Genomic DNA, 12,496 nt, shown 5'->3' on the forward strand with positions numbered 1-12,496 from the left:
GGGGAGGCGCCGTACTCCCCGCCCGCCGTCCTCCACCACATCGGAACATCGACATGGCAGGGAGGCAGCCCGTGAAAGACGGGAATGCACGCACCGGAGTCTGGTTCGTCGGAGCCCGCGGCTCAGTGGCCACCACGGCCGTCGCCGGATGCGCGGCGGTCACGGCGGGACTGCACCCGCCGACCGGCATGGTCACCGAGACCCAGGCCTTCACCGGCACCGGACTGCCACCCCTGCCCTCGCTCCTCTTCGGCGGGCACGACACCGCCCACTGCCCACTGCCCAAGCGCGCGGAGCACCTCACGGAGGCGGGCGTCCTGCCGCACGGGCTCACCTCCGCCGTGCGCGCCGAACTGGCCGCGGCCGACGCGGAGATACGACCCGGGGGTCCCGGCGCCGGCGACACCCGGTCCGACGAGGAGCTCATCACCGCCTTCGCGGCCGACATGGAGTCCTTCCGCTCGCGTCACGCCCTGGAACGGGTCGTCGTCGTCAACGTCTCCTCGACCGAACCGCTCCCCGAGCCAGGCGCCGTACGGCTGCCACCGAGCTCCCTCTACGCCGCAGCCGCCGTGCGCGCCGGCTGCCCCTACGTCAACTTCACCCCCTCCACCGGGCTGCGCACCATGGCCCTCACCGACGCCGTCGCGGCCAGTGGACTTCCCCACGCGGGCCGCGACGGCAAGACCGGGCAGACACTGCTACGGGCCGTACTGGCCCCGATGTTCGTACAACGGGCCCTGTCCGTACGCGCCTGGTCCGGCACCAACCTGCTGGGCGGCGGCGACGGGGCCGCGCTGGCCGACCCGGCGGCCGCTGCCGCCAAGAACGCCGGCAAGGAGCGCGTCCTCGCCGACACCCTCGGTCACACGCCGGAAGGTGAGGTCCACATCGACGACGTGCCCGCGCTCGGCGACTGGAAGACGGCGTGGGACCACATCGCCTTCGAGGGCTTCCTGGGCTCGCGGATGATCCTTCAGACCATCTGGCAGGGCTGCGACTCGGCGCTCGCCGCGCCGCTCGTCCTGGACCTGGCACGGCTGGTGGCCCGCGCCCACGAGGCGGGCCTCTCCGGCCCGCTTCCCGAGCTCGGCTTCTACTTCAAGGACCCGGACGGCGGCCCGGCGGGCCTCTCCGAACAGTTCACCGCGCTGCTGTCCTTCGCCGACCGGCTGCGGGAGACCCGTTGATCAGCTCACTGCTGGCCCGCCTGGCTCCGGCGCGAACGGATGCCATCCCCGTCTCGCCCCAAAGCGCCCCGGCCACGGGGCTTGCTGCGGCCCGACCGTCCGCCGACACCCCACGACGCCGCGCCAGGCTCCGGGACTGGGCCGAACTGCTTCGCGTGTCCGCCCTGTTCACCGTCCCCGGCGACGCCCTGGCCGGCGCGGCCGCGGTCGGAATGCGGCCCAATCGCGGCACGGCGCTCGCCATGGGCGCTTCGCTGTGCCTGTACGAGGCGGGCATGGCGCTCAACGACTGGGCGGACACCGCCGAGGACGCCGTCGACCGGCCGCACCGGCCGATTCCCTCGGGGCGCATCTCGCCCCGGGCCGCGCTGGGCGCGGCGGGGGTGCTCACGGCGGCCGGCCTGACCCTCGCGGCCCGCGCGGGCCGCCCCGCCCTCGCCGTGGCAACGGTGCTGTCGGCGACGGTCTGGGCGTACGACCTGCGCCTCAAGCACACGAAGGCAGGCCCGTCCGCGATGGCCGCGGCCCGCGGCCTCGACGTACTCCTGGGCGCGACGGCAACGATGTCCGCGACGCACGGCGTCCCCCCGTGGCCCAGCGGGCGCGGGCTTCGGCGCGGACCCGACCGGTCTCCGGTGCCGTCCGCCCCCGGCCCCGTGCCGGCTGCGGCGCTCGTCCGGCCTGTCCGGCGTGGAGCTGTCGCGTGGCGCGCGGGGGGTGCGTTGCCGTTCGGGGCTGCTGCCGCGCTCGAGGGGGCGCCCGCGGGCCCGCCGCGGCGCGGTGCCGGCGCGGTGCCGGCTGCGGGATTCGCCCGCCGCGTCCGGCGTGGAGCTGTCGTCGGGGGTGCCGGGGCGCGGCCCGCTTGGTCGTCCGCCGAGACCGGCGCCGTCCCGTCGGGTGCGTTCACCCGCGGAGCCAGGGGCCGGGGCACGGCCCCGACTGCCGAGGCCGTCCGTGTGGCGGCGACCCGTCAGGGGGCGCTAGCTGAGTTCTCCGTGTCCCGGCGGGGTCCCGGGGAGGGGTGGGGCGGGGGATCCTCCATCCCGGCCCGGACCGCCCTGCGCGCCGCCGCTCCCGCCGCCGCGATGCTCGCCGCGCACACCTACGCCGTCACCTCCGTGTCCCGGCACGAGGCACAGGGCGGCTCGACCCTGACGCCTGTCGCCGCGCTGGCCGGCACCGCCGTGCTGGGCGTCCTCGCCGCACGGCCACGCGGCCGGGCGGCGGCCACCGTGTCGGCCCTGCTCGCCGCCGCGTACCTGCGTACCGCCGCCACCGGCTACCTCCACGCCGCACTCAACCCGTCCCCGCCTCTCACACAACGCGCCGTCGGCGGCGGCATCCGCGCCATGATCCCGTTCCAGGCGGCCCTCGCCGCCCGCTCCGGGGCGGGCGGCATCGGGCTCGCCGTGATGGGGCTCGTACCGCTCGCCCGCACACTCGCACGGAAGGTGAGCGTCACATGAGCCCCCAGCCTGCACCCCTGCGTTTCGGCTACGGCACCAACGGCCTCACCGATCTGCGCCTCGACGAAGCCCTCGGCCTGCTCGCCGACCTCGGCTACGACGGCGTCGGGCTCACGCTCGACCACATGCACCTCGACCCCCTCGCCCCCGACCTCGCGACCCGCACCGCCGCTGTCGCCCGCAGGCTCGGCGAACTGGAGCTCACCGCAACCGTCGAGACCGGCGCGCGCTATGTCCTCGACCCGCGCCGCAAGCACGGCCCCTCCCTCCTCGACCCGGACCCGGACGCACGCGCCGCCCGCACCGAGCTGCTGATCACGGCAGTGAAGGTCGCCGCGGACCTCGGGGCGCACGCCGTGCACTGCTTCAGCGGCATCACCCCGTCCAACACGGACGCCGACACCGCGTGGAAACGACTGGAGGACGCGCTGCTGCCCGTTCTCGACGCCGCCGCCTTCGCGGGCGTGCCGATCGCGATCGAGCCCGAGCCGGGGCATCTGCTCGGGAACCTCGCCGACTTCCATCACCTGCGCACCTCCCTCGGCAATCCGGCCCCCCTCGGACTCACCCTCGACATCGGCCACTGCCAGTGTCTGGAGCCCGTCCCCCCGGCCGAATGTGTCCGGGACGCCGGCCCCTGGCTGCGGCATGTGCAGATCGAGGACATGCGCCGCGGCGTCCACGAGCACCTGCCCTTCGGCGAGGGCGAGATCGACTTCCCCCCGGTCCTCGACGCCCTCGCGGCCACCGGCTACCAGGGCCTCACCGTCGTCGAACTGCCCCGGCACTCCCATGCCGGGCCCGAACTGGCCCGCACGTCCATCGAGTTCCTCAACACCGCGCGCACGAAGGGAGAGACGGCATCGTGAAACAGACACCTTCCTGGACACGCGAGGACGTCGAAGCCGGGCTCGCCGACGACACCGCCCGCGCCTGGTTCGACGACGCCCTCGCCGAGGCCGCCCGCGCCGCCCAGGCACCCTGGGCCGGACCCTCCCCGTACACCGCGGACACCTGGGAGCTGCGCTTCGCCGCCGCGGGCCGCCACTGCGGCCGGGACAACGCGGACGGTGTCCGTACCCTCCTGCTGGTCGAGGCCCGCGCCGATGTGGAGACCCTGACCCGCCTCTACCGGCAGGGCAGCGCCGCCGAGCGCCGCGCCGTGCTCCAGGCCCTGCCCTCACTCGTCGACGGCCCCCATGCCGTGCATCTGGTCGACGACGCGCTGCGCACCAACGACACCCGGCTCGTGGCCGCCGCCGTCGGCCCGTACGCCGCCACCCATCTCGAACCGCACGCCTGGCGGCACGCGATCCTCAAGTGCCTGTTCACCGGCGTCCCCCTGGACACCGTCACCGGTGTCGAACAGCGCGCCCGCGGCGACGGCGAACTCGCCCGCATGCTCACCGACTTCGCGGCGGAGCGGACCGCCGCCGGCCGAGACGTCCCCCACGACCTGGACCGCGTGCTGGCCCTGACCGGCACGGCGTTCCCGCAAGCCGAGGAGTCCTGATGCGTATCTTCGACCCCCACATCCACATGACCTCACGCACCACCGACGACTACGAGGCGATGTACGCCGCCGGTGTGCGTGCCGTCGTCGAACCGTCCTTCTGGCTGGGACAGCCCCGCACTTCCCCGGCCGCCTTCTTCGACTACTTCGACGCCCTCCTCGGCTGGGAACCCTTCCGCGCCGCCCAGTACGGCATAGCCCACCACTGCACCATCGCGCTCAACCCGAAGGAGGCGAACGACCCCCGCTGCACCCCCGTCCTCGACGCGTTGCCCCGCTATCTCGTCAAGGACTCGGTCGTCGCCGTCGGCGAGATCGGCTACGACTCCATGACCCCGGCGGAGGACACGGCGCTCGCCGCCCAGCTGCAACTCGCCGCCGACCACGGCCTGCCCGCGCTCGTCCACACGCCGCACCGCGACAAGCTCGCCGGTCTGCACCGCACCGTGGACGTCGTCCGTGAGTCGAACCTGCCCACCGACCGCGTCCTGCTCGACCACCTCAACGAGACCACCGGCAAGCACGCGATCGACAGCGGCTGCTGGCTCGGCTTCTCCATCTACCCGGACACCAAGATGGACGAGGACCGCATGGTCACCGTCCTGAAGACGTACGGAACCGAGAAGGTCCTCGTCAACTCGGCCGCCGACTGGGGCAAGAGCGACCCGCTCAAGACCCGACGGGTCGGCGACGCCATGCTCGAGGCCGGCTTCACCGAGGACGACGTCGACCAGGTGCTGTGGCGCAACCCGGTGGCCTTCTACGGTCTCAGCGGGCGGCTCCAGCTGGACGTCCCGGAGCCGGACACACTCCACGAGGGCAACTCCATTCTCCGCGGCGGGGAATGAGAGGAGCGACGGATGCGCTTCCGCCACCCCGACGGCTCCACCGTCCACCTGTCGTACTGCACCAACGTCCACCCTGCGGAGACCCTCGACGGCGTCCTGGCACAACTGCGCGACCACTGCGAGCCGGTACGCAAGCGACTCGGCCGTGACCGGCTCGGCATCGGCCTGTGGCTCGCCAAGGATGCCGCCCAGGCACTGATCACCGACCCGGCCGCACTTCGCGGACTGCGCGCCGAGCTGGATCGCCGCGGTCTGGAGGTCGTCACACTCAACGGCTTCCCCTACGAGGGCTTCGGCGCGGAGGAGGTCAAGTACCGGGTCTACAAACCCGACTGGACCGATCCCGAACGACTCGGGCACACCACCGACCTCGCCCGTCTGCTCGCCGCACTGCTGCCCGACGACGTCACCGAGGGCACCATCTCCACCCTCCCGCTCGCCTGGCGCACCGGCTTCGACGAGCGGGCCGCCGCCACCGCACACGCCGCGCTCGTCACCCTCGCCGAACGGCTCGACGCACTCGAGGAGCTCACCGGCAAGTCCGTCCGGATCGCTCTCGAACCCGAGCCGGGCTGCACCGTGGAGACCACCGCCGACGCGATCGGCCCCCTCGGCGCCGTCGCGGGGGACCGGGTCGGCATCTGCATCGACACCTGCCATCTCGCCACGTCCTTCGAGGAGCCCCGTACCGCCCTCGCCGCCCTCGCCGCGGCGGACATCGCCGTCCCGAAGGCACAGCTTTCCGCCGCGCTGCACGCCGAGCACCCCCATCTTCCGGAGGTGCGCGAGGCGCTCGCCGCCTTCGCGGAACCCCGCTTCCTGCACCAGACCCGCACCCGTACGGCGGCGGGACTGCGCGGCACCGACGACCTCGACGAGGCCCTGGCCGGCGACGCCATCCCCGACGGCGCACCCTGGCGCGCGCACTTCCACGTCCCCCTGCACGCCCCGCCCGCCCCGCCGCTCACCTCCACCCTGCCGGTGCTGCAGGACACCCTGACCCGGCTCGTGGGAGTCCCGGAGCCCCGCACCCGTCACCTCGAGGTCGAGACCTACACCTGGCAGGCCCTGCCGCCAGAGCTGCGTCCCCGCACCCGCACCCAGCTCGCCGACGGCATCGCCGCCGAACTCACCCTGGCCCGCGACCTGCTCACCGACCTCGGCCTCAAGGAACTGCCATGAGCGAGACACGCCCCACCCCCCTGCTGGTCCTGGACGTGGTCGGCCTCACTCCCCGGCTCCTCGACCACATGCCCCGCCTGCGGGCCCTCGCCGCCGCCGGTTCCCAGGCTGCCCTGTCGACCGTGCTGCCGGCCGTCACCTGTGCCGCCCAGTCCACCTTCCTCACCGGAGCGCTCCCCGCGGAGCACGGCATCGTCGCCAATGGCTGGTACTTCCGCGAGCTCGGCGACGTCCTGCTGTGGCGCCAGCACAACGGCCTCGTCGCCGGCGACAAGCTCTGGGACGCCGCCCGCCGCGCCCACCCCGGCTACACCGTCGCCAACATCTGCTGGTGGTACGCGATGGGCGCCGACACCGACATCACCGTCACCCCGCGCCCGGTCTACTACGCGGACGGCCGCAAGGAACCCGACTGCTACACCCGCCCGCCGGCGCTGCATGACGAACTGACGGAGAAATTCGGCACGTTCCCCCTCTTCCACTTCTGGGGCCCGGGCGCCGACATCGTCTCCAGCCGGTGGATCGCCGACGCGACCCGCCACATCATGCGCACCCGTCACCCCGACCTCACCCTGTGCTATCTGCCGCACCTCGACTACGACCTGCAGCGCTACGGCCCCGACGACCCCCGCTCCCACCGGGCCGCGGCGGACCTCGACGCGGTCATCGGCCCACTGCTCGACGACGCCCGCACCGAGGGCCGCACCGTCGTCGCCCTCTCCGAGTACGGCATCACCCGCGTCAGCCGACCGGTCGACATCAACCGCGCCCTGCGCCGCGCCGGACTCCTCGAGGTCCACACCCAGGACGGCATGGAGTACCTGGACCCCATGACCTCCCGCGCCTTCGCCGTCGCCGACCACCAGCTCGCCCACGTCTATGTCCGCCGTCCCGAGGACCTCGAGGCCACCCGGGAAGCGCTGGCCGAACTGCCCGGCATCGACGAACTCCTCGACGACGAGGGCAAGAAGGCCCACGGGCTGGACCACCCCCGCTCCGGAGAGCTGGTCGCCGTCGCCGAACCCGACGCGTGGTTCACGTACTACTACTGGCTCGACGACGCCCGCGCGCCCGATTTCGCGCAGCTCGTCGAGATCCACCGCAAGCCGGGCTACGACCCCGTCGAGCTGTTCATGGACCCGCTCGACCCCTACGTCCGCCTCAAGGCGGCCAAGGCAGTGGCGCGCAAGAAGCTCGGCATGCGCTACCGCCTCGCGGTCGTGCCCCTCGATCCGTCACCGATCCGAGGCAGCCACGGCCGCCTCCCCGCGAGCGACGAAGAAGGTCCGCTCCTCCTGTGCTCCACCCCCCGCACCGTTTCAGGCCGCGTCGCGGCCACCGATGTGAAGTCACTGCTGCTCCGACTGGCCGGCCTCGAGGAAGACGCAGAGCGCCCGGTATCCGTGTCCGAATGAAGTGAGAGTGAGAATCACCGTGACCGCGTTCAACGAAGAGACCACCACCGACGAGTCCCTGCGCCGCACGCTCGGCGTCAGCCGTCGCCGGTTCCTCAGCACCTGCACCGCCGCCGCTGCCGCGGCGATCGCCGCTCCGGTCCTCGGCGCCTCGCCGGCGCTGGCCCAGGGACGCGGGGAAGACCGGGAGAGAGGCGACGACCGCGGGCGTTCCGCCCTGGTCCCGCCCCACAAGCGCGGCATCATCCTCTACACCGTCCGCGACGCGACGGGCCGCGACCCGCTGTCCACGGATCTGCCGTCGGGCTTCCGCGAGGTCTTCAAGCAACTGTCCCGCTACGGCTACCGGCAGGTGGAGTTCGCCGGCTACCGCCAGCACGCGAACGCCCCCGGCGGCGCGAACCTCGAGACCGTCGAGGGCGCGAAGCTGCTGCGTTCGTGGCTGGACGAATACGGGCTGCGGGCACAGGGCAACCACGGCTTCATTCCGGGCTCCTGGCCGCTCACACCCGCCGACCTCGACACCTTCAAGCGGCACCTGGAGATCGCCAACATCCTCGGCATGCCTCACATGGGCACCGGCGGCGACCCGACGGGCAGTTCCTACCGGGCCGACTGGGACGTGGCGGCGGACAAGTGGAACGCCCTCGGGGCGATCGCCCGCCGGGAGGGCATCAAGCTCTACACCCACAACCACGATGCGGCGTACGGCTTCCTGCTCGACGGCGGTCCGCTCGACGACCAGAACCGCCCGACCCGCAGCTCCGGCATTCGCAAGCTCGAGTACTTCCTGAAGAAGACCGACCCGCGTGACGTCTGGCTGGAGATGGACATCTACTGGGCGCACGTGGCCCAGTACAAGTTCCACACCTACACCGCCCACGACGGATCGCAGCGGGAGAAGGTCTTCGACCCGGCGGGTCTGGTGGCCCGTCACAACGTGCGCTACCCGTTGTTCCACGCCAAGGACGGCACGGTCAACACCCAGAACGGACAGGGCTACGACATGGTGACGTTCGGCGAGGGCGACATCGACTACCGGACGTTCTTCAGGCGGGTGGGGGCGAAGAACTACCACAACCCGATGATCGAGCACGACGGCGCGCCCAGCTCCACGGTCCCGGGGCAGTCCCTCGAGGTGGCTCGTAAGAGCTACGACAATCTCGCGGCTCTGCGCGCCCGGCACTGATCGCTCACCGCTGATCCGTGGCGGCCCGACCGGTGGAACGCGGTCACCGGGCGGGCCGCCCCGGCATGCTCCAGAACAAAGACGCTACCGACCAGTAGTAAGAACGTCGCCTTCCGTCCATTATTAAGCGCGAGCATGTCAACTCGTTCGTCCGACCCCGGCCGAACGGGCTCCCTGAGCTGCCTCCACACCCAGGAGAACCCCCCATGCATGCACGCACTTGGACGGTCCGCGCCTCGGCGACCGCGGTCACGCTGACGTTCGTCGCCGCCCTCCCCGTCGGATCCGCCCACGCGGAGACCACGCGGACGACCACCGCTGCACAGACCCGGAGCGTCGACTACAACGCCTGGGTCCGTGACGTCGCCGCCGTCGTCGCCGTGGCCCGCCCCTACATCGAACAGCGCACGGCCGACGCCTTCGGCGAGAAGCAGGCCATCGTCCTCGACATCGACAACACCTCGCTGGAGACGCACTTCCATCCGTTCTGGAAGCTGCCCACCCCCGCCATCCAGGAGATGCGTGAGCTCGCCCGCTACGCCGACTCCCGTGGTGTCGCCGTCTTCTTCGTGACCGCTCGCCCCGGCATCATCCACTCCCTCACCGACTGGAACCTGAAGAAGACCGGGTACCCGGTCGACGGGCTCTACGTCCGGGACCTGCCCGACCTGTTCCACGAGGTCAGCGCCTACAAGACGGAGAAGCGCGCCGAGATCGAGGCCAAGGGCTACACGATCATCGCCAACATCGGCAACAACACCACCGACCTCGTCGGCGGGCACGCGGAGCGGACCTTCAAGCTTCCCGACTACGACGGTCAGCTGTCGTAGGTCTCGCCGACTCCCGTACGACGGCCGGGCGGCCGCGGTGACCGGTCTCCCGGCCGCCGCGGCCACCCGTGGCCGTACCCGGTTGCCGCCTCAGCCGACGTCCCGGCTGATCGGCTGCGGATTGGCGGTGATCCGTCCCTTCTTCGGCCGGCCCGGCGGATGCAGGAACGTGGCCACGAAGCCGGCGAACAGCGAGATCGAACCGGCCAGGATGAACGCGCCCGCGTAGTCCCAGGCGCCCACCACCACGGCGCCCATGCCCGAGCCCAGCAGACCCGACACCAGCTTCGAGCTGTAGACGAGGCCGTAGTTGGAGGCGTTGTTGTTCTCGCCGAAGTAGTCCGCCGTCATCGCTGCGAACATCGGGAAGATGGCGCCGCCGCCGAAACCGGAAATGCTGGAGAACAGCAGGAACAGCGGCAGGTTGTGAATGTTGCCCGACCACAGGATGCCGTACTGCGACAGACCGAGCACGATGCAGACGAAGATCAGGCACTGCTTGCGGCCGTAACGGTCCGAGAGCCAGCCGATCACGCCGCGCCCGGTGCCGTTCACGATCGCCTTGAGGGACATCGCCGTCGCGACGATGCCGCCCGCGAAGCCCGCCTCGTCACCGAACGGCACCTGGAAGGCGATACCGAAGATGTTCACCCCGGACGTGCAGAGCAGACAGAACCACATCAGCGCCACACGACCCGTCTGCCAGGCCTCCCTCGGCGTGTACTGCTTCACCGCCGGCGGGTTCTTCTCCAAGGCGCGCCGCGTCCGCCGGTCGTCGGGCTTGCGCAGCGGGTCGACCTCCGCGGGCCACCAGTTCTTCGGCGGGTCCTGGAAGAAGTAGCCCGCGACGGCCACGGTGGCGGCCAGGAACAGACCGACGCAGACCAGCACCCAGCGGAAGTTCGTCAGGTCCATGTAGCCGGTGAAGATGAAGACGAACGGCACCGAACCGTAGGCGAAACCGCCGTTGACGAAGCCCGTCTTGCCGCCCTTCCGCTCCGGGTACCACTTGCCGACCATGTTGACGCAGGTCGCGTAGACCATGCCCGCGCCCATGCCGCTGAACATGCCGAAGCCGATGTAGGCGACCACCACATGCGGCGCGAACGCCAGCGACAGATAGCCCAGCAGGGTGCCCAGGGCGCCGAGCATCATCGCCCACCGGGCCGGCAGCTTTCCGCTCTCACGGAGCTTTCCGGCGGGGAAGGCGACAGCGGCCTGGAAGAACACCCACACACCGAGCATCCAGAAGATGTGCGCGCTGCTCCAGCTGTGCGCCGTGTGCAGAGTCTCCTCGGCGGACGCGAAGGCGTACTCCGCCGAGCTGATGCCCATCATGCCCACCCACGGCAGGATGACCATCCACTTGCGCTTGCGGCCCATGATGTCGATATCGGTCTCGCCGATCCGGTACATGCGCCCGTTGGCGTCCGTCACCTCCCTGTAGGGGACGGACGTGGGGATTTCGGTAGTCGTCATCGTGATCGAACCCCTCGCGTGGAAGAAGTCTGGCCAGCGCCCCCTGTCCGCATCTCTTCGCACCGGGGTCCGCGGCGAGCGGTCACCGCGGACCCCGTGGTTCGAGCCGTCGCTCAGGTCATCGACCGCCTCCCCACACCCCGGTGCCGGCGCGTCACAGCAGCCCCGCCGCGCGTGCCCAGGCGTACTTGGCGCCGAGGACCGCGACCGGCTTCTCCGTCGTGTACGGGTACGCCACCACGCCGCGCTCGAAGAGGTACTGGCACGCCTCCTCGACCTCCACGTCGCCGGCGAGCGACGCCACGACCGGCTTCTCGATGCCGCGCGCCCGGAACTCCTCCACCACCCGCGCCGTCAGCTCCGCGAACACCATCGGCGGCGTGACGATCGTGTGCCAGTAGCCCAGCACCAGCGCATGGATCCGCGGATCCTCCAGGCCCAGCCGGATGGTTGCCTCATAGGTCGAGGGCGGCTCACCGCCGGTGATGTCGATGGGGTTCCCGGCCGCTCCGAACGGCGGGATGAACGCCTTGAACGCCGTGTCCAGATCCGGCGGGATCTCCATCAGGGACAGGCCGTTGTCAACGATCGCGTCCGACAGCAGCACACCCGAGCCGCCCGCACCCGTGATGATCACAACGTTGTCGCCCCGGGGAGCCGGCAGCACGGGCAGGGCCCGTGCGTACTCCAGCATCTCGTTCAGCCCCGGCGCGCGGATCACCCCCGCCTGCCGCAGCACGTCGTCGTACACGGCGTCGTCGCCGGCCAGTGCGCCCGTGTGCGAACCGGCCGCCTTCGCGCCCGCCGCCGTACGCCCGGCCTTGAGTACCACCACCGGCTTCCTGGGCACCGTCGCACGCGCCGCCTCGACGAAGGCCCGCCCGTCCTTCAGGTCCTCCAAGTGCATCGCGATGCAGTCGGTGTTGGGATCCTCGCCGAACCAGGTCAGCAGATCGTCCTCGTCCAGGTCCGACTTGTTGCCGAGCCCGACGATCGCGGACACTCCCGTGCGCGTGGTCCGTGCGAAGCCGAGAATCGCCATGCCGATGCCGCCGGACTGCGAGGTGAGCGCCACCCCGCCCTTGACGTCGTACGGCGTGCAGAAGGTGGCGCACAGGTCCTGCCAGGTGGAGTAGTAGCCGTAGATGTTCGGCCCCAGCAGCCGCACCCCGTACCGCTCGGCGATCGCCACGATCTCCGCCTGCAGTTCGTGCTCGCCGGTCTCGGAGAACCCGGACGGGATCAGCACCGCGTTGGGAATGCCCTTGCGGCCGACCTCCTCCAGCGCGGACGCGACGAACTTGGCGGGGATTGCGAAGACCGCCACATCGGGCTCGCCCGGAACATCCATCACGCTCTTGTACGCCTTACGGCCGAGTATGTC

11 protein-coding genes are annotated in these 12,496 nt (G+C 71.3%); 9 read left to right on the forward strand and 2 right to left on the reverse strand.

Features of this window, described 5'->3' with window-relative positions; all coding sequences use genetic code 11:
• The first annotated feature begins 71 nt into the window (after nt 1-71).
• From ABZ070_RS08160 to ABZ070_RS08200, 9 genes are all read left to right on the forward strand, one after another.
• Nucleotides 72-1,190, forward strand: coding sequence for an inositol-3-phosphate synthase (locus ABZ070_RS08160; RefSeq protein WP_356631215.1), 1,119 nt, complete (start codon nt 72-74; stop codon nt 1,188-1,190).
• A gap of 155 nt (nt 1,191-1,345) precedes the next feature.
• Complete coding sequence (locus tag ABZ070_RS08165) at nt 1,346-2,656, forward strand: UbiA family prenyltransferase (protein WP_356631219.1); 1,311 nt, start codon at nt 1,346-1,348, stop codon at nt 2,654-2,656.
• Nucleotides 2,653-3,525: a sugar phosphate isomerase/epimerase family protein gene (locus ABZ070_RS08170; RefSeq protein WP_356631221.1), complete on the forward strand. Its 873-nt coding sequence runs from the start codon at nt 2,653-2,655 to the stop codon at nt 3,523-3,525. The genes ABZ070_RS08165 and ABZ070_RS08170 overlap by 4 nt, the downstream gene beginning before the upstream one ends.
• Nucleotides 3,522-4,169 (forward strand): EboA domain-containing protein, encoded by a 648-nt coding sequence (locus ABZ070_RS08175; protein ID WP_356631223.1) that lies wholly within the window; start codon nt 3,522-3,524, stop codon nt 4,167-4,169. Before ABZ070_RS08170 ends, ABZ070_RS08175 begins: the two co-directional genes overlap by 4 nt.
• The gene (locus ABZ070_RS08180; RefSeq protein WP_356631225.1) at nt 4,169-5,017 is read left to right on the forward strand and encodes a TatD family hydrolase; all 849 of its coding nucleotides are present in this window, start codon (nt 4,169-4,171) and stop codon (nt 5,015-5,017) included. Before ABZ070_RS08175 ends, ABZ070_RS08180 begins: the two co-directional genes overlap by 1 nt.
• Before the next feature lie 12 nt (nt 5,018-5,029).
• Entirely contained in the window at nt 5,030-6,199 is a 1,170-nt protein-coding gene (gene eboE, locus ABZ070_RS08185) for a metabolite traffic protein EboE (RefSeq protein ID WP_356631227.1), read from the forward strand.
• Entirely contained in the window at nt 6,196-7,614 is a 1,419-nt protein-coding gene (locus ABZ070_RS08190) for a nucleotide pyrophosphatase/phosphodiesterase family protein (protein ID WP_356631229.1), read from the forward strand. Before eboE ends, ABZ070_RS08190 begins: the two co-directional genes overlap by 4 nt.
• Before the next feature lie 19 nt (nt 7,615-7,633).
• On the forward strand, nt 7,634-8,803 hold the full coding sequence (locus ABZ070_RS08195; protein ID WP_356631238.1) for a sugar phosphate isomerase/epimerase family protein: 1,170 nt from the start codon (nt 7,634-7,636) through the stop codon (nt 8,801-8,803).
• 206 nt (nt 8,804-9,009) lie between these two features.
• A complete protein-coding gene (locus ABZ070_RS08200; protein ID WP_356631231.1) occupies nt 9,010-9,633 on the forward strand; it encodes an HAD family acid phosphatase in 624 nt (207 codons plus the stop codon).
• A 90-nt stretch (nt 9,634-9,723) separates the two neighbouring features.
• Here ABZ070_RS08200 and ABZ070_RS08205 read toward each other — a convergent pair whose 3' ends face one another.
• On the reverse strand, nt 9,724-11,112 hold the full coding sequence (locus ABZ070_RS08205) for an OFA family MFS transporter (protein WP_356631232.1): 1,389 nt from the start codon (nt 11,110-11,112) through the stop codon (nt 9,724-9,726).
• A 154-nt stretch (nt 11,113-11,266) separates the two neighbouring features.
• Nucleotides 11,267-12,496, reverse strand: a 1,230-nt coding sequence (locus ABZ070_RS08210; RefSeq protein ID WP_356631234.1) for a CoA-binding protein, incomplete at its 5' end; no start/stop codon positions are given.

The sequence above is a fragment of the Streptomyces sp. NPDC006283 genome, assembly GCF_040613325.1.
In the GTDB taxonomy this organism is placed as follows: Bacteria; Actinomycetota; Actinomycetes; order Streptomycetales; family Streptomycetaceae; genus Streptomyces.

What these genes read in the sequence shown, in the direction of transcription:
- ABZ070_RS08200 (WP_356631231.1), top strand. Translation starts at nt 9,010, where the DNA reads ATGCATGCACGCACTTGGACGGTCCGCGCCTCGGCGACCGCGGTCACG.
- ABZ070_RS08190 (WP_356631229.1), top strand. Translation starts at nt 6,196, where the DNA reads ATGAGCGAGACACGCCCCACCCCCCTGCTGGTCCTGGACGTGGTCGGC.
- ABZ070_RS08205 (WP_356631232.1), bottom strand. Translation starts at nt 11,112, where the DNA reads ATGACGACTACCGAAATCCCCACGTCCGTCCCCTACAGGGAGGTGACG.
- ABZ070_RS08170 (WP_356631221.1), top strand. Translation starts at nt 2,653, where the DNA reads ATGAGCCCCCAGCCTGCACCCCTGCGTTTCGGCTACGGCACCAACGGC.
- eboE (WP_356631227.1), top strand. Translation starts at nt 5,030, where the DNA reads ATGCGCTTCCGCCACCCCGACGGCTCCACCGTCCACCTGTCGTACTGC.
- ABZ070_RS08180 (WP_356631225.1), top strand. Translation starts at nt 4,169, where the DNA reads ATGCGTATCTTCGACCCCCACATCCACATGACCTCACGCACCACCGAC.